The organism is Nocardia sp. NPDC050408 (assembly GCF_044458905.1).
Lineage (GTDB): Bacteria > Actinomycetota > Actinomycetes > Mycobacteriales > Mycobacteriaceae > Nocardia.
The window spans coordinates 1-17,614 of sequence record NZ_JBITIL010000030.1 but is presented as its reverse complement, the minus strand read 5'-3'; the positions used below and the strand labels follow the sequence as shown (position 1 = coordinate 17,614).

At 66.2% G+C, this 17,614-nt stretch carries 15 protein-coding genes; 7 read left to right on the top strand and 8 right to left on the bottom strand.

All coding sequences use genetic code 11. From position 1 onward, the window contains the following. Window positions 1-113 precede the first annotated feature (113 nt). Entirely contained in the window at window positions 114-482 is a 369-nt protein-coding gene (locus ACIBJI_RS39675; protein WP_364353313.1) for an Rv2175c family DNA-binding protein, read from the bottom strand. A 384-nt stretch (window positions 483-866) separates the two neighbouring features. Here ACIBJI_RS39675 and pknB point away from each other — a divergent pair, with 384 nt between their 5' ends. Further along, complete coding sequence (gene pknB, locus ACIBJI_RS39670) at window positions 867-2,864, top strand: Stk1 family PASTA domain-containing Ser/Thr kinase (protein WP_364353316.1); 1,998 nt, start codon at window positions 867-869, stop codon at window positions 2,862-2,864. Window positions 2,865-2,912: 48 nt separating this feature from the next. Here the strand turns inward: pknB and ACIBJI_RS39665 are convergent, their stop codons facing one another. Further along, window positions 2,913-4,298, bottom strand: a complete 1,386-nt coding sequence (locus ACIBJI_RS39665; protein WP_364353319.1) for a class II 3-deoxy-7-phosphoheptulonate synthase — start codon at window positions 4,296-4,298, stop codon at window positions 2,913-2,915. Between the two features lie 105 nt (window positions 4,299-4,403). Between ACIBJI_RS39665 and ACIBJI_RS39660 the strand changes: the two genes are divergently transcribed. Continuing rightward, window positions 4,404-4,922, top strand: coding sequence for a polyadenylate-specific 3'-exoribonuclease AS (locus ACIBJI_RS39660; RefSeq protein WP_364353322.1), 519 nt, complete (start codon window positions 4,404-4,406; stop codon window positions 4,920-4,922). Between the two features lie 48 nt (window positions 4,923-4,970). Here ACIBJI_RS39660 and ACIBJI_RS39655 read toward each other — a convergent pair whose 3' ends face one another. The 4 genes from ACIBJI_RS39655 to ACIBJI_RS39640 form a co-directional block, all read right to left on the bottom strand. Beyond that, window positions 4,971-6,593 carry a ubiquinol-cytochrome c reductase cytochrome b subunit gene (locus tag ACIBJI_RS39655; RefSeq protein ID WP_364353325.1) on the bottom strand — a complete coding sequence of 541 codons (1,623 nt, stop codon included), beginning with the start codon at window positions 6,591-6,593 and terminating at the stop codon, window positions 4,971-4,973. Continuing rightward, a complete protein-coding gene (locus ACIBJI_RS39650) occupies window positions 6,590-7,765 on the bottom strand; it encodes a ubiquinol-cytochrome c reductase iron-sulfur subunit (protein ID WP_364353389.1) in 1,176 nt (391 codons plus the stop codon). Before ACIBJI_RS39650 ends, ACIBJI_RS39655 begins: the two co-directional genes overlap by 4 nt. Window positions 7,766-7,868: 103 nt before the next feature. Next, entirely contained in the window at window positions 7,869-8,732 is an 864-nt protein-coding gene (locus ACIBJI_RS39645; protein WP_364353328.1) for a cytochrome c, read from the bottom strand. Window positions 8,733-8,793: 61 nt separating this feature from the next. After that, window positions 8,794-9,405, bottom strand: a complete 612-nt coding sequence (locus ACIBJI_RS39640) for a heme-copper oxidase subunit III (RefSeq protein ID WP_364353331.1) — start codon at window positions 9,403-9,405, stop codon at window positions 8,794-8,796. Window positions 9,406-9,774: 369 nt separating this feature from the next. Between ACIBJI_RS39640 and ACIBJI_RS39635 the strand changes: the two genes are divergently transcribed. Both ACIBJI_RS39635 and trpD read left to right on the top strand, forming a co-directional pair. Beyond that, window positions 9,775-10,194, top strand: a complete 420-nt coding sequence (locus ACIBJI_RS39635) for a hypothetical protein (protein ID WP_364353334.1) — start codon at window positions 9,775-9,777, stop codon at window positions 10,192-10,194. 70 nt (window positions 10,195-10,264) lie between these two features. Beyond that, on the top strand, window positions 10,265-11,320 hold the full coding sequence (gene trpD, locus ACIBJI_RS39630) for an anthranilate phosphoribosyltransferase (protein ID WP_397088164.1): 1,056 nt from the start codon (window positions 10,265-10,267) through the stop codon (window positions 11,318-11,320). A 221-nt stretch (window positions 11,321-11,541) separates the two neighbouring features. On the opposite strand, the gene ACIBJI_RS39625 is transcribed toward trpD, so the two are convergent. Next, window positions 11,542-11,817, bottom strand: a complete 276-nt coding sequence (locus ACIBJI_RS39625) for an Lrp/AsnC ligand binding domain-containing protein (protein WP_364353340.1) — start codon at window positions 11,815-11,817, stop codon at window positions 11,542-11,544. A 5-nt stretch (window positions 11,818-11,822) separates the two neighbouring features. Beyond that, complete coding sequence (locus ACIBJI_RS39620; RefSeq protein WP_397088162.1) at window positions 11,823-13,592, bottom strand: DEDD exonuclease domain-containing protein; 1,770 nt, start codon at window positions 13,590-13,592, stop codon at window positions 11,823-11,825. A 606-nt stretch (window positions 13,593-14,198) separates the two neighbouring features. Here ACIBJI_RS39620 and ACIBJI_RS39615 point away from each other — a divergent pair. The 3 genes from ACIBJI_RS39615 (at window position 14,199) to ACIBJI_RS39605 (ending at window position 17,083) form a co-directional block, all read left to right on the top strand. After that, window positions 14,199-14,771, top strand: coding sequence for a C40 family peptidase (locus ACIBJI_RS39615; protein WP_396959313.1), 573 nt, complete (start codon window positions 14,199-14,201; stop codon window positions 14,769-14,771). Window positions 14,772-15,052: 281 nt separating this feature from the next. Then, on the top strand, window positions 15,053-16,078 hold the full coding sequence (locus ACIBJI_RS39610; RefSeq protein WP_364353349.1) for an NlpC/P60 family protein: 1,026 nt from the start codon (window positions 15,053-15,055) through the stop codon (window positions 16,076-16,078). Between the two features lie 6 nt (window positions 16,079-16,084). Continuing rightward, complete coding sequence (locus ACIBJI_RS39605) at window positions 16,085-17,083, top strand: hypothetical protein (RefSeq protein WP_396959315.1); 999 nt, start codon at window positions 16,085-16,087, stop codon at window positions 17,081-17,083. The last annotated feature ends 531 nt before the right edge of the window (window positions 17,084-17,614 follow it).

Sequence of the window (17,614 nt, the reverse complement as noted above, 5' to 3'; positions counted from 1 at the left end):
TACCGGACGCTGCCGGACGAAGTCCGTCATCAATCTCTTGCGCTGGACGAGCGAAAGCGAGGCCACCGCACACCAGGGCGCCGTGAACACGCTGCGTCCGCGCGGCCGAGAACTCAGAAGGGGTCGGCCGCCGCGCGGCGCAGAACCTCGCGCGCGAGCGGGCCGTGTAATGCGTCGACTGGCTTACCGGGCAGGCTCTCGTCGTCGGTGAAGATCCACTCCAAGATCTCCTCATCGGTGTACTTGGCGTCTTTCATGACGGTGATCAAGCCCGGCAGCGACTTCACGATCGCGCCGGTGTCGTCGAAGAATCGCTCGGGCACGCCGGCAACACCATCGCGGCGCATGGCGAGCAACTGGTGGTCGCGCAGCATCTGATGCACCCGGGTCACCACGAGCCCGAGCTTGTCGGCCACCTCCGGCAGCGGGATCACCACCTCCGACTGGGGAAGAACATCGTCACTGCAAGGGAATGCACTCACCCGGATAACGGTAGACGGTCCCGCCCCACGTGCTTCGAGACACCCCTGGACCGTTCCCGCGCGATTCGATGGCACAACGGCACCCTGTCGGCCACAAATCATCACTTTGTCAACCACAACGGAGCGAGTCTTACGAGCGACCAGTTCGCGGCCCGTCTCGCGGCCGAGTGGTCGAAGCGCAGGCGCCGCAGGCGCGAGTCTCGACCGCTCGGCCGCGAGGCCCACCCGTCGCCCGACCACCACCCTCATCGAATCGCTCCGCGATGCTGACATTCCGGGCCGCGAACACGCCGCGCCCCGCGCGGCCAAAAACAGAGCCGATCGACACAGCTACGATCGTGAGCGGGCCGCGCGAGACGGTCAATCGCTTGTCGCATCGGAGCGATGGGTGAGAACTTTGTGAAAGCCGGAGGACATCACTTGATCGGGCAAATCCTGGAGGGGCGCTACCGCATCGATGCGCCGATCGCGCGGGGCGGGATGTCGATGGTCTTCCGAGGGGTGGATACCCGTCTGGACCGTCCGGTCGCGATCAAGGTGATGGATCCCAAATTCGCCGCCGATCCCCAGTTCCTATCCCGGTTCGAATTCGAGGCGCGCGCGGTCGCCAAGCTCAAGCATCCGTCTCTGGTCGCGGTCTACGACCAGGGCGTGGACGGCGAACATCCGTTCCTGATCATGGAGTTGGTCGAGGGCGGCACGCTGCGCGAGCTCCTGCGCGAACGCGGTCCGATGCCGCCGCATGCGGTGCGCGCGGTCGCCGAGCCGGTATTGGCCGCGATCGGCGTCGCGCATTCGGCTGGCCTGATCCATCGCGATATCAAACCGGAGAATGTATTGGTCTCCGATTCCGGCGAGGTCAAGATCGCCGATTTCGGTCTGGTACGTGCCGTCGCGGCCGCGAACACCACCTCGGCGAGCGTAATTCTCGGCACCGCCGCCTACCTGTCACCCGAACAGGTGACCGCGGGCACCGCCGATTCCCGCAGCGACGTCTACTCCTTCGGCATCCTGATCTTCGAACTGCTCACCGGCCGGGTCCCCTTCACCGGCGACACTTCGCTATCGGTGGCATATCAGCGCATCGAGAACGATGTGCCAAGCCCGAGCGAATTCATCGACGGAGTCCCGCCGGAGTTCGACGAGCTGATCGCGCGGGCCACCAACCGCGAACCCGCGCACCGCTTCGCCGATGCCAACGAGATGGCGGCCGAATTGCATTCGATCGGGGTAGCGCTGAATCTGCCGCCGTATCGGGTGCCCGCACCGCAGGAATCGGCCGAACACCTCAGCGCCAGCTACCAGGGCGCCGCGCCCACCCCGCAGCAGGCCAGGGCCGCGGCACCGCCACCACCGTCCGCGCAGCACACCAAGGTGGTCACCGCGGCGCGGCCGCGGGTGCCCGACTATGGTCCGGCGGACAACTACGGACCGCCGGACACCTACCGCGACCCCTACGCACCATCACATTCGCCGCAACCGTCACCCTTCGCGGACGACCGGAGCAAATCGCGTCGCACGGTCCTGCTCTGGGTCGCCATCGTCGCGGTCCTGACACTGCTCGTCGGGATCGGCGGTTGGTGGTTGGGTGTGGGGCGCTACTCGGCCGTCCCGTCGGTCGCCGGGAAGGATCAGGCCAGCGCGATTTCGGCCCTGTCGGATGCCGGTTTCGACACCGAGATCAGACAGAAGACCTCCGACACCATCCCGGTCGGCGGGGTGGTCGGCACCGATCCCTCGGCCGGATCCAAGGTCACCAAGGGCTCGACGGTGGCCGTGCTGATCTCCAGCGGCAAACCCCGCGTGCCGGATGTCAAAGCGGGCGACAACATTTCGAAGGTCAACCAGCTCATTCGCGATGCCGGACTGCAACCGGTGGACGCGGGCGAAACGGGCAGTACCGCACCCAAGGGCACCTTCGCGAAGGTGGATCCGGCTCCCGGCACCGTTCTGCCGCTGGCCGCGCAGGTAAAGGTGTACCGCAGCAAGGGATCTCAGCCGGTTAAGATGCCCGATCTGCGCGGCAAGACCACCGAGGAAGCTAACAAGGCGCTCACCGCGGCCGGAATCACGGTGCGCGAGACCAGAACTCAGTACGACCGCACCATCGAGGCGGATAAGGTCATCGCCACCGAACCGGCCGCGGGCGCCACGATCCAGGCCGGCGACGGCATCACCTTGATCGTCTCGAATGCCGTGAAGGTGCCCCTGCTGGTCGGCTCGAGCGTCGCCGACGCCCGCTCCAAGCTGCAGGCGCTCGGCCTGGTGGTGGCGGTGCGTCAGCTCGCCCCGTCCGAGAGCTCCGTGGTGATCGGCCAAGTTCCGGGCGTGGGTTCCAATGTCGAGGCGGGCAGTACCGTCTCGCTGACTGCGCTGCCCTGACGACAAAGAAGCGCCACATGTCGCGGCGCTCCTCTTCGGAAGCCGTGGTCAGCGCAGCATTTCGGCGACCAGGAAGGCCAGTTCCAGCGACTGCTGGGTGTTCAGCCGCGGGTCACATGCGGTCTCGTAGCGACCGGACAGATCCAGATCGGAGATGTCCTGTGCGCCGCCGAGGCATTCGGTGACATCCTCACCGGTCAATTCGATGTGCAGACCGCCCGGATGGGTGCCGAGTGCGTGGTGCACCTCGAAGAAGCCCTGCACCTCGTCGATGATCCGATCGAAATGCCGGGTCTTGTAGCCGGTGGAGGCCTCGTGGGTGTTGCCGTGCATGGGGTCGCACTGCCAGATGACCTGGTGTCCGGTCGCCTGCACCTTCTCGATAATTGGCGGCAGCACGTCGCGCACCTTGGTATTGCCCATGCGCGAGACGATGGTCAACCGGCCCGGCTCGTTATTGGGATCGAGCCGCTCGACGTACTCCACAGCCTGATCCGGCGTGGTGGTCGGGCCGATCTTCAGGCCGATCGGATTGGCGAGCAGTTCCGCGAAGGCGATATGTGCGCCGTCGAGATGGCGGGTGCGCTCGCCGATCCAGAGGAAGTGCGCGGACAGGTCGTAGAGCACCGGCTCGCCCGCCGGGTTCTGGCCGAGGCGCAGCATGGCGCGCTCGTAGTCCAACACCAATGCCTCATGGCTGGCGTAGATGCGGGCCGACTGCAGACTTGGATCGTTCACTCGACAGGCGGTCATGAACGCCAGGCCGCGGTCGATCTCCTCGGCCAGCGCCTCGTAGCGCGCACCCGCCGGTGACTGGGCGACGAAGTCGCGGTTCCAGTCGTGCACACGGTGCAGATCCGCCATGCCTGCACTGGTCAGGGCACGCACCAGGTTCATGGCCGCACTGGCGTTGGCGTAGGCGCGGACCAGTCGCGAGGGGTCGTGCTCACGCAGCTTCGCATCGGCGACCAGCGAGTTCACCATGTCGCCGCGGTAGGACTTGAGGCCGAGCGCGTCGGTGTCAGAGGAACGCGGCTTGGCGTACTGGCCCGCGATGCGCGCGACCTTGACCACCGGCAGACTGGCACCGTAGGTCAGCACCACAGCCATCTGCAGCAACGTGCGGATATTGCCTCGGATATGCGGTTCGGTGTTATCGGCGAAGGTCTCCGCGCAATCACCGCCCTGCATCAGGAAGGCCTCGCCGCGCGCGACCTCCGCCAGCTGCGCGCGCAACTCCTCCACCTCGGCGGGCACGCAGATCGGCGGCACGCTCTCCAGCACGGTGCGCATCATTGCCGCCTGTTCCGGATCCCACGCCGGCTGCTGTAGCGCCGGACGCGCCAGGGCGTCATCCAGCCGCCTACGCAGCTCTGCGGGCAGCGGCGGCAGCTCCGGCAGGCGATCGATGGGTACGTCGACGGTCCAGTTCACCTGTTCAGAATACGGACCCTCCAGCACGCGCAGGTACCCGGTATTAGGGGTGGATTCTGCGCACCTAGGGTGGATAGCCGGGCACTATCGCCACCGTACCGATCTTTGGAGGAGAGACCGATCTCGCTTCGATATTTTTATGACTGCGAATTCATCGAGGACGGGTCGACGATCGACCTCGTATCGATCGGTGTGGTCTGCGAGGACGGCCGCGAATACTATGCGGTCTCAACCGAATTCGATCCCGAACGCGCTGGCCCCTGGGTCCGCAGGTACGTGCTGCCGCAGCTCCCGCCGCCCTCTTCCCGGCTATGGCGCAGCCGCGAACAGATCCGCAAAGACCTCTACGAATTCCTGGTCCCGCGCCCCAGCGTCACCCCCGAACTGTGGGCCTGGGTGGCCGCATACGACCACGTCGCGTTGTGCCAGCTCTGGGGCTCCATGGTCGACCTGCCTAATGCGCTGCCCCGCTACACCAACGAACTGCGTCAGCACTGGGAGGCCCACGGTCGTCCCGAACTGCCCCCGGTCCCCCCGGACGCCCACGACGCCCTCGCCGACGCCCGCCACAACCTGGCCAAATTCGAGGCCATCGAGGCCGCCCGCCGCCGAGTCTCCCTTTGAAGCAAAGGCCCCGAGTCGAAGATTCGACTCGGGGCCTTTGCTTATCTGTCAGTGCGCGGACTTACCGTTCTGACCGTTCGCCTTCGCCTGGACCTTCTGCAGTACGGCGAGCTGCTTGAGCTCTTCCGCGTGGTCGTCCTCGAAGGCCTGCTCGATCTCGTGCACCGGATCGGCGCGCAGGAAGCTACCGGTGCCCGGCTTACCGGCCGAACCCAGCTTGTTCATCTTCTTGGGCACCGTCGCGCCCTGGTACTCCAGCGGGATCGGGTGGCCGTGATCGTCGACCGGGCCCAACGGCTGGTGCACCTCGATGTACTCACCGTGCGGCAGACGCTTGATCACACCGGTCTCGATGCCGTGTTCGAGCACCGCGCGGTCACTGCGCTGCAGACCGATGCAGAACCGGTAGGCGATGAAGTACGCCGCCGGCGGCACGACCAGCAGACCGATGCGGCCCATCCAGGTAGTGGCGTTCAACGAAATGTCGAACTTCAGCGCCAGGATGTCGTTGACGCACGAGAGCGTCAGCACCACGTAGAAACCGATCGACATCGCACCGATCGCCGTGCGCACCGGCACGTCGCGCGGGCGCTGCAGCAGGTTGTGACGCACATCGTCGCCGGTGAGGCGCTTTTCGATCCACGGGTACAGGATCAGCACCGTGAACACCAGCCCCATGATCAGCGCGACCCAGAACACGGCCGGAACCGTGTAGTTACCGATGTAGATCTCCCACGGCGGCATCAGACGCGCCAAACCGTCGGTCCACATCATGTAGAAGTCGGGCTGCGAACCCGCCGACACCTGAGACGGGTTATAGGGACCCAGGTTCCAGATCGGATTGATCTGCAGCACACCGGCCAGGATCGCCACGATGCCGAGGGTGAAGGCGAAGAACGCACCCTGATCCGAGGCGAACACCGGCACGATCCGCGCGCCGACGACGTTGTTCTCGGTGCGGCCGGGACCAGGGAACTGCGTGTGCTTTTGGTACCAGACCAGCGCCACGTGCGCGGCGATCAGCGCCAGGAAGATGCCCGGGAACAACAGCACGTGCGCGATGTACAAACGCGGGATGATGATGTCGCCGGGGAAGTCGCCGCCGAAGATCATCCAGTGCATCCAGGTACCGATGATCGGGATACTCATCGTGATACCGCCGAACGCGGCCCGCAGACCGGTACCCGAGAGCAGGTCGTCGGGCAGCGAGTAACCGAAGAAGCCCTCGAACATGGCCAGGATCAGCAGCAGGCAGCCGATGACCCAGTTCGCCTCACGCGGCTTACGGAACGCACCGGTGAAGAAGATGCGGAACAGGTGCACGATGATCGATGCCGCGAAAAGCAGTGCGGCCCAGTGGTGCACCTGACGCACGAACAGACCGCCGCGCACCTCGAAGGTGATGTTCAGCGCCGTCTCGTAGGCCCGCGACATGGTCACACCACGCAGCGGCTGGTAGGCACCGTTGTAGACGACCTCGCTCATCGACGGATCGAAGAACAGGGTCAGATACACACCCGACAGCAGCAGGATGATGAAGCTGTAGAGGGCGATCTCGCCGAGCAGGAACGACCAGTGGGTCGGGAAGACCTTGTTGATCGACCGCTTCATGAACGCGGCGGCGCGGTACCGCTCGTCCGCCTCGTTGGCTTGGGCTGCAACCCGACTCATGAACGACGCTCCCAGTAGGCCGGTCCGAGCGGCTCGATGAAGTCGCCCGCGGCGACCAGGTAACCCTCGGAGTTGACGGTGATCGGCAGCTGCGGCAGTGCGCGAGCGGCGGGACCGAAGACCGGCTTACCCCATTCGGTCGCCAGGAACTGCGACTGGTGGCAGGGGCACAGGATCTTGTTGGTCTGCTGCTCGAACAGCGACGTCGGGCAACCGAGGTGGGTGCAGATCTTCGAATAGGCGAAGTAGTCGCCGTAGTTGAAGCTCTCCTGCCCCTTGCGCTTGATGGCCTTCTGCGCATCTTCGGTGCGCAGCCGGATCAGCATGACGGCGTTGCGGATACCGCGCAGGGACTGCAGCGTCGCGTGCTCGTCACCGCGCCACTTCTCCTTCCACGGGAACACCGTCTCCATCGCGCCCGCGTCCAGGTCCTCGGGACGCACCAGCATGACGTCCTCGGGGCGACCGGTGTCGCGACGGATGTAGATCGTCTCGCCGGGGAAGTCCGGGGTCCAGCCCGAGACCCACAGCGGCGACTTGTCGCCCTTGGCCCACGGGTTCTTGATCATGCCGCCGACGAAGACCAGCAGCGCACCGATACCGAGTACGCCGACACCGGCGCCCGCGGTCCGGGTAATCATCTTGCGGCGGCCCAGCGTGGAGGTGTCCAGCGCATCCTGCAGTTCGGCGACCAGGGTGCGGCGCTCGACCTCGGGCGAGGGTCCGTCGTGCCGGTCCTGGATGGACAGCTCTGCCGGGATGAACTTCTTGCGGATCAGCACCACCGCGACGCCGATGACCAGCACCGAGATACCGAGGCTGAGACCGACCAGCGGGGTGAACAGCGAGTAGGCGGTGTGGCCTTCCTCGTCCTTGCCCTTGAACTCCCAAGGCCAGAACAGGAAGACCCCGACCAGGACCGCGGCCGCGATACCGGAGACCGCGAACCAGAACGAGACCTCCCGCTCGGCGCGCTTCTCGGCCCGGGTGCCCGGCACCGGGAACCGCTCGCGCCGGTAGGCGACGTCGACACCGTCGCGCTCGGTACCGAGCTTGACCAGCTCGTCGCGCGACATCGCGTCGAGTTCTTCCTCGGTGGGCTCAGCCGGTGTGGTGTTCACCGGCTCCTTCGACGGCTGCGCACCGTCGTGGCCCTCATCCGGCCGACCCATGTCAGTTGGCTCCTTGCTATCGCTCATGCCTGCACCTCGCTGGCGCTCGGCTCCGTCATGACCGATATATCGGCTGTGTTTGTTGTTCGCTCGCTGCGCTCGCTCATGAACGTGATCCGATCCACATCGCGGCACCCACGACGAGCGTGATGCCGACCACCCACATGGCCAGACCCTCGGTCGCAGGACCGAACCCGCCGAGATCCCAGCCGCCGGGGCTCTTCTCCTCGGTGGCGTTCTTGACGTAGGCGACGATGTCGCGCTTCTCTTCCGGGCTCAGCTGCCGGTCGGAGAACTTCGGCATGTTCTGCGGGCCGGTGAGCATCGCATCGTAGATCTGCTGCTCGCTCGCGGGCTCCAACGGCGGTGCGAACTTACCGGAGGACAGCGCGCCGCCGCGACCGGTGAAGTTGTGGCAGGACGCGCAGTTCATCCGGAACAGCTCCGAACCGCGGGCCACATCCGGACCGCGCAGCGATTCCTGGGCGATCTCGCCGTTGGCGTCGCGCACCACGCTCGGGCCGCCACCGTTGGACGCGACGTACGCGCTGAGCGCGTCGATCTGGTGCGCGTCGAACTTCGGTGGCTTGCGCTGGGCCTGGGCCTCGTTCCGCGCCATCGGCATACGGCCGGAGGAGACCTGGAAGTAGACGGCCGCCTCACCGACGCCGATCAGGCTCGGACCGCGGTCGGGCACGCCCTGCAGGTTGGCGCCGTGGCAGGTGATGCAGGAGGTCTCGTAGAGCTGCTTGCCGTCGCGGATCAGCGCGGACTGGTCCTCGTGCGCGGTCGCGACCTGCGGGTCCGGCGTAATCGCGGTGGCGAGGAATCCGGCTCCGACGAGGCCCACCAACAGCGCAAGCCCACCCGCGATGCGACGCCGCATACGGCGTTGCTTGCGCGTCTTGCTTGCCTGGCCGTTCCCGGGGCTGGCGGGCTCTGGCGCTGACGGGGGAGATGAACTCATCTGTGTCCCTTTGGAGTAGACGGAACCGACTTGTGCAAAAGCTTTGAGGTACTGGCCCGACTCAGCGGACGAAGTAGATCGTGGCGAACAGCCCGATCCAGACGATGTCGACGAAGTGCCAGTAGTAGGAGACGACGATCGCGGCGGTGGCCTGTGCCGGGGTGAACTTACTGACCTTGGTGCGGACCAGCAGGAAGACGAAGGCGATCAGACCACCGATGACGTGCAGACCGTGGAAACCGGTGGTGATGTAGAACACCGAGCCGTAGGCACTGCTCGAGATCGAGGTGCCCTCCTTGACCAGGTTGGTGTACTCGTAGCCCTGACCGGACACGAACATCGCACCCATGATCAGGGTGACGACATACCAGCGTCGCAGGCCGAACACATCGCCCTTCTCCGCCGCGAACACACCCATCTGGCAGGTGAACGACGAGGCGACCAGCACGGTGGTGACCGGCACGGCAAGCTTCAGGTTCAGCTCGGTCGGTTCCGGCGGCCAGTTGCCGTGGGCCTGGGCGCGCGCGACGAAATACATCGCGAAGAGCCCGGCAAAGAACATCAGCTCGCTAGACAGCCAGATGATGGTACCGACGCTCACCATGTTGGGCCGGTTCAGCGAATGCACACGCTGAGTAATGGCCGATCCTGGGGTCCCTACTGCGGTCGTCACGGGGGTAAGTATGACTCGTCGTAGTACGACACAACTACCCGGGTGCGAAACTTGTCCTCCCGCGTCGGAAAACGCACGGACAGACAGCGTTTGATGGCCGCGCCTTCGGCGCGGCGTGTCGGCGGCCCCCAGGTGTCTCGCGGCCGACCATTGCGAGCGACCTGCAAGCAGTCGCTGGCGGCGTCGTCGAGACTCGCGACTGCGTCGCATGCGCTTGGACGACTCGGCCGCGAGACGGGCCGCCGACGGTCGCTCGTAAGACTCGCTCCGTTGTGGTGATGTAGGTGTGTGAATGTCGCGCGACCAGACGATTACAGCCTCAGATGGTGACAGGCGTTGGTAAGGAAAAGCTGAGATCAGGAGGCGGATGTGACGTGGTGGTGGCAACGGCTGTTCGGCGGGAACGAACCCGAACCGCTCGATCCGACCCGTTCCGATCTAGTAGTCGTCGCGGAATGCTTCGATGACTCCGAAGGGTGTTCGACAACACTTTCGCGCGCCACGGCTCTCCAAGCCGACGCGCCCGCACTGCTGCGCCACCATTTGCGTATTCCGCCTGATCGGATCGATGAGGTGTGTGCGATCGCGGCCCAGGACGGTTACGCCGCGGCCCCGCGCACCGAAGGTCCGCACGAACTGGAAGCGCTGACCCTGCAACGGGTTCAACTGCTGGACGCACTGCATTGTTCGCAGGAACGGGCGAGGATGGTCGGCCTAGCCCAGCGCCACGACGGCGTCGCGGACGGCTGGGACGCTCTGCAACCGGGTTCCCCGACCGCGCAGCGGTAATAACGTCTCGACCACTACGCTCTATCGCGACAGACTGGTGCGCGAACCAGTGGTGACAGGAGAAGTGGACATGCGCAGCTGGCCCCAAGTACTCGGGACCCTTGCCGATGGTGGCGATCTGGCAGCGGAGGACACGACCTGGGTGATCGACGAGATCTTCACCGACAATGCGACGCAGGCGCAGATCGCCGCATTCGGTGTCGCGATGAAGATCAAGGGCCCCACTCCTACCGAGTTGTCCGGTATGGCCGCGGGCATGCTCGGCCACGCCCGCCTGGTGCACGTCGACGGCGATGCGGTCGACATCGTCGGGACCGGCGGCGACCGGGCCGGTTCGGTGAATATCTCGACGATGTCCTCGATCGTGGTGGCCTCGGCCGGTGTTCCGGTGGTCAAGCACGGCAATCGCGCGGCCTCCTCGAAGAGCGGCGGCGCCGATGTGCTGGAGGCATTGGGCGTAAAGCTGGCTCTCGGCCCCGAGGCCGTTGCTCGCTGCGTGCGCGAGGTCGGCATCGGTTTCTGTTTCGCGCCGCTGTTCCACCCCGCGTTGCGTTTCGCCGGTCCGGCCCGCAAAGACATCGGCATTCCCACCGTTTTCAATGTGCTCGGCCCGCTCACCAACCCCGCGCAACCGCGAGCCGGGCTGGTCGGCTGCGCGTTCCCCGATCTACTTCCGGTGATCGCCGGGGTCTTCGCCGAGCGCGGCGCCAGCGCGCTCGTGGTGCGCGGCAATGACGGTCTGGACGAGATCACCACCTCCGACACCACCGACGTGTGGGTGGTGTCGGGCGGGAAACTGCGGGAGACCACCATTGATCCGACCCGTATCGGTATCGCGCGCGTCGAGCTGAGCGCCTTGCGCGGCGGCGACGCGGAGGTCAATGCGGGTGTCGCGCGCAGCGTATTCGCGGGTACCTCGGGCCCGGTGCGCGATGCGGTACTGCTCAATTCCGCCGCCGCCATCGTCGCCTACGACCTGTCCCAGAGTGTCGGCGATCCGGATGCTGATATCCACGACGCCATCGCCGCGGGCATCGATCGCGCGGCCGAAGCCATCGACACCGGCAAATCCGCAGCCCTGCTCGACCGCTGGGCCAAACTCACCAACACCCTCGGCGACAACTGACACCCCGCGCCGGGAATCATGCGCCGCATGTCGGCAGGCCCCTTGTGGCGGTAAAGGTTACAGTGACGCGGCAATCCGGCGTCGCCCGTTTCGCGTCGGGCCTACGCCGCCCGGCTCGACTCCTGAGGAGCACACGATGAAGCGGGGCGTTTACGCGGTACTCGCCTCGGGCGCTGCCCGAACCTTCTCCGACTCCTCCATCCTCATTCGCTGAGTACGGCTCACTCGCCGAGAGAGAAGCCCGCCTCGACGTCGGCGCGGGAATAGGACTTGAAGGCGATGTGCGTAGTGGTGCGGGCGACGCCGGGGGTCTTGTCGATCCGGCCGGTCACCACCTCGGCGATCTCCTCGTGGTCGCGCACCCGCACGATCGCGATCAGATCGACATCGCCCGCGCAGGAATAGACCTCGGTGACGCCCTGGGTGTCGGCCACCGCCTGCGCGGTCTCCGGAATGCGGGCGTTCTCGGCCTGGATCATCACGATCGCGGTAATCATGGCTGTCAGCCTAGGCGGTCACCATGCTTGTACTCCGCGAGTTCGGCCTCCGGGCCGTGGAGTCGGGCCCGCGCCGCCGCATCGGCGAGAGCTGCCCAACCAGCCCAGCGTCCGGCACCGCGGATCGGCTCGCCGTATCCCTCACTCGTGCGCACGATCCGCACCCCCGGCCGTGCCAACCATCGCGTCACCAGACCGACCTCCTCCGGCGATGCACCACGCAATGGCGGCACCGGATCCGGCAGCACGGTCTCCGATGCCGCGACGATGCGTTCGATCACCGGCATCGGCGGCACACCCCGTGCCGAGGTTCCGGCCCCCGCCAGCCGCCCATAGCGGATCACCGCGTACTCCCAACCACCCGCGCCGTTCGGATGCGCCGCGATCAGTTCCCCGATCCGCGCCACCGCGGCGAGTCGTTGGGTACGGTGCAGTGCCCGCACCACCGCGCCGGTCCGGTCACGCAGTCTGGCGGCGGCCTCGAAATGCTCAGCCTGCGAATAAGTTTCGATGCGGTCGAGCATGGCCCGCAGCGCCGCGTCGGAGTGGCCCGCGAACAGCGCCCGAACGGCCGCGGCGACGGGTTCGTATTCCTCCTTATATATAGGAGTGCCACCGACGGCTGCCGGGCATCCGCCGACCACCGCGGGCGGACAGTCGTGGCGACCGTCGCGCGGCAGTCGCGTGGTGCAGGTGCGCAGGCCGCTGTGCTCCGCGATGGTCAGCGCGATGTCGTTCGCGTCCATCCGAGAAGGGAAGGGCCCCAACGCATCCGCGGTCGGTGTCCGCGCGATCGCGAATCGCGGAAACGGTTCGTCGGTCAGCGTTATCCACCAACCGCGCTTCGGGAATTTCGAGCGGCGGTTATAGGGCGGGGTGTGCGCGACGATCAGTCGCAGCTCGCGCACCCCGGCCTCCAGGCCGTGCGCGCACACCACATGGTCGACCCGAATAGCAAGGGAGACCATCTCTTTCATCCGGCCGCGGGTCTCGGATCCGGTGAAGTAATTGCGCACACGGCGACGCAAATTCACGGCCGTCCCTATATAGAGGACTTCGTCGGAGGGTCCGCGGAAAAGATAGACGCCCGGACTCGACGGCAGATCGTTGGCGAGCACCCGCTTGGCGCGTTGGCGCGGTGTGACATTCGGCAGATAGTCGAGCAGTTCGGTCAGGCTGTGCACGCCCAGATTGCCGACCCGTCCGATGAGGGCGTGCAGCACGTCCACGGTGGCCCTGGCGTCGTCGAGGGCGCGGTGGTTCGGCTGGGTGCTCGCACCGAGCAGCGGCGCGAGCACACCGAGCCGGACCGAGGGGGCTTCGTCACGGGCGAGTACGCGCCGCGCCAACTTCACCGTGCACACCACCGGCCCGCTCGGCCATGCCGTATCCATACGGGCCGCGGCGGCGCGCAGGAAGGCCATATCGAAGCGGGCGTTGTGCGCGACCAGCACAGCGCCCTTGGCGAACTCGAGAAAACCCGGCAGCACCGCCTCGATCCGGGGCGCCTCGTAGACCATCGCGGTGGTGATCCCGGTGATCTGCACGATCGCAGGCGGTATGGCCCGTCCCGGATTCACCAGGGTCGCGAACTCCCCCAGCACCTCACCGCCGCGCACCTTCACCGCACCGATCTCGGTGATCGCGTCAGCTTCGGGACTGGTGCCGGTGGTCTCCAGGTCGACGACCACGAAGGTGGTGTCGTAGAGCGGGGTCTCGAGCTCGTCGAAGGCCAACTGCAATGCGGCGGCCTGGCGCGGCGTCGGATCGGGCACGGCGTGCAGCGTAGGGCCTCGGTACGACAGGAAGCGCCGGGAAAGCCACTCGGGATTTCAGCGGAGAAATGTCCGAATTACACGGCGAGGATTTCGCTCCGATTCCCACAAAATGATCTAGAACACCAAAAAGTGGCGCACATCACATTATTCAGCAGATTGCATCAATCGGACGGACACGCCCGGGCGCCCGGAGTCGATGCCCTCGGCGTGCTGCCCATGCCCCCTACGAGAAGACCGTTCGGTCCGACTCGCCCGACTGAACACAAGCCAAGATACCTTCGCGACCTGGAAAAATTCGGATAAACCCAGCGTCTGAGACGCGCCGCCGCCGGACGTCGGACAGCTCGCCAGCGACGTCACCACCCCTGGGAAATCACCCGTCGTTATCGTTTCGTGATTGGTGTGACTCAAGTCGCACATATTCGGTGGCGAATTTGTTGAGCATCGCCATTTCGGATGTCTCCGGCTTTACAAAACACCGTGATGTGTTCGTAACCTTTTCGAGACCTCACGGAGTTCGGCGCACCACCCGACGGTGCCTCGACACGCAGTCCGCTGTACCACCGGGTGCGGCGTCGTGGGGCAGATTGGAAGTACCGCATCATGGCGACCAACACCGTCAAGCGACATGCCAAGCGTGCCGTCGCGGCCGGAGCCGTCGGAGCTGCCTCGCTCGGCGTCTTCCTGTTGCCCGCCGCGCCCGCCTCGGCCCAGCCGGTCACCATCCCCGGCGTCGGCACCTTCGACGTGCCCAACGAGATCCCGATCCCGCAGGGCATCCCGGGCATCGAGATCCCCAACCCCGCACCGCTACCGTTCATGGCGCCCCAGAAGTCCGTCGGCGATATCGCGCTCGACGCCGCGATGAGCAAGCTCGGCGCGCCGTACGTCTACGGTGCCGCCGGCCCGAATGCCTTCGACTGCTCGGGCTTGGTCAAGTGGTCCTACCAGCAGGCCGGTCTGGAGCTGCCGCGCACCAGCGGTGAGCAGCTGAACGCGGGCGCCCCGGTCTCGCTCGACAACCTGCAGCCGGGCGATCTGGTGTCGTTCTACGGCGGCAGCCACTCCGGCCTGTACGCCGGTGACGGCAACGTCGTCCACGCCTCCACCTCGGGCACCCCGGTGAAGCTCGCGCCGATTTCCTCCATGCCGGTCGCCGGCGCGCGCCGCTTCTGAGCAGCTCTTTCGACCACCCCGCCCGGCCGTACGAAACGGCCGGGCGTCGGGACGGCATAGCGTAGCGATCGCTTGCGGGCCGTTCGAAGGGCCAGTGATCATTTTGTGGCCCACTGGACACAGACCTACGCCGTTCCGTAACCTAATCGAGACCTTCCCGGGTTGCGGAGTTCGCCGCAGCGGTTCCGCAGCTTACGGAGGCGACAAGATCGCTTCACGAGAGAAACGGGGCCTGGCGCGCTGTGACAGCACATCACCGGAGACATCGCAGTAAACGTCTGGTGGGAGGGGCATTAGCGGCCGCAGTCCTGGCCGCCGCACTCTGCAGTGGCAGTCCAGCCGGAGCCGATCCGGCCGCCATGCCGACCACGGCCAGTGAGGCCGTACAGCGGATGATCGACCTGTCTCGCGAATCCGAACAGCTCAATCAGCAGGCACTCGGCGCGCAGGCCGATCTCGACACCAAACTCGCCGCCCTGCACGATGCCGACGCCGAACTCGCCGCGGCCACCCAGACCGCCGACGCGGCCCGCGAGGAAGTCCGCAAGTTTCAGCCGATCGTCGATCGCACCGTGATCGCCGCCTATCAGGGCGCACGCACCAGCCGGCTCTCCGCTGTGCTGCTGAGTGATTCACCGCAGCGTCTGCTCGACCAGATGTCCACCATCGATGTGATCTCGGCCAGGAACTCCGAGCAGCTCAATCTCTACAAGCAGGCCACCGCCACCGCGACCGAGGCGGAAAAGGCCGCACGTGCCGCCGCCGATACCGCCCGCGCGGCCTCCGATAAGGCCGACCAGGTGCGCGCCGATCTCGAGCGCAAGCGGGCCGGCCTGTCCGGATCCATCGCGCAGGTCGTAGAGGCATGGGGGCAGTTGTCCACCAAGGACAAATCGGCATTGGCCGGATCACCCTTCCCGCCCGGTTTCGATACCGATACCCTGCTGCGCGGACTCGTCCCCGGCAGCGGCACCAGCGCATTGGCCGCCGGACTCACCCGCATCGGCGACCCGTATGTCTGGGGCGCGACCGGACCGCATCAGTTCGACTGCTCCGGCCTGGTGCAGTGGGCCTTCAAACAAGTCGGCAAGGATGTGCCGCGGACCAGTTCGCAGCAGGCCACCTACGGCACCCCGGTGGCCCAGAAGGATCTGCAACCCGGCGACGTCGTGTTCTTCTACTCCGATATCTCCCATGTCGGCATCTATGCGGGCAATGGAATGATGCTGCACGCCTCCACGTTCGGGGTTCCGGTAGCCGTTGCGCCGATGGGGTCGACGCCCTATCACTCGGCTCGACGATACTGATCAGCTATGAGTAGCTTTCGGCGGGCCCGCGCCTGGTTGTTCGTGCGGCGCCGCTTCCAGTTCGTCGCCACGGTGGCGATGGTGACCATACTGACCGGCACCTGCGGTGCACTGCTGATGATGCCGAATTCGGTGCTGCCGAAACTGCATGCGGCCCAGCCGACTTCGATCGGCAGCCTGCGCGCCGCCGACGACGATCCGCGCCTGGCCGCGGTGCGGCGAACACTCGAACCCTTCGGACAGCTCGTAACGGAGCAGCTGCCGACCGGGAACGGCCAGCAGTCCCTGGTCGTCGGTCATCCGGCCCAGCAGGCCGAAATCGATACGCTCGCAGGTGAACTCGCGGCCGCGACCACGGCCGTCACCGGCGTATGGGGTCCGGGCTGGGCCCAGTCCGCGATGGTGGTAGTCGCATCGAATCCGTCGGAGTTCGCCGCACTGGTGCGCTCGGGTGCGAGCATGCCCGCAGATGTCGCCGCGGCCTCGGTCGCTGATCCGTTCACACCGGGCACCCAGCCGACCGGGCAGCGCGTCGTCTTCAGCTCCGATGCCGGACGCCGCCTCGACGCCGGCGGTCTGCGCACGCTGCTGCGCCATGAACTCACCCATATCGCCACCCGGGCACAGACCGTCGACGGCGCGCCGCAGTGGATGCTCGAGGGCTTCGCCGAATTCGTGGCCCACCTCGGCGCCGGACAGCATTTCGCCGATATCGCACCCACGGTCGCCACCCGCATTCGCGCCGGAGATGTCCCGCGCGATCTCCCGTCGGCCGCCGACTTCGCGGGCAGCGGTGCCGTCGTCGCCTATGAGCAGGCGTGGTCGGTCTGCGCGTTCGTCGCCGATAAGTTCGACCAGCCGCGCCTGGTCGAGCTGTACCGCCGCATCGCCGCGGGTAAACAGGACTCCGCGAGCGAGGACCGCATCATGCGCGATGTGCTCGGCACCAGCCGTGACGATCTGGTCGCCGACTGGCGCAGCTGGTTGTCCGCCCGCGCCGCTTGATCTCGGACCGCTACCGACTACCCGCCACGACGGAGCGAGACTTGCGAGCGACCGTTCGCGGCCCGTCTCGCGTCCGAGCCCTCGAAGCGCATACGCCACAGTCGCGAACTCCCATCACTGACGCAACCACGACGGAGCGAGTCTTACGAGCGACCGTTCGCGGCCCGTCTCGCGTCCGAGCCCTCGAAGCGCATACGCCACAGTCGCGAACTCCCCTCGCTGACGCAACCACGACGGAGCGAGTCTTACGAGCGACCGTTCGCGGCCCGTCTCGCGTCCGAGCCGTCGAAGCGCATGCGACGCAGTCGCGAACTCCCCTCGCTGACGCAACCACGACGGAGCGAGACATACTAGCGACGTTCGCGACCCGTCCCGCGTCCAAGCCGTCAAAGCGCATACGCCGCAGTCGCAGGCTCCCGTCACTGACGCAACCACAACGGAGCGAGACATACTAGCGACGTTCGCGACCCGTCCCGCGTCCAAGCCGTCAAAGCGCATACGCCGCAGTCGCAGGCTCCCGTCACTGACGCA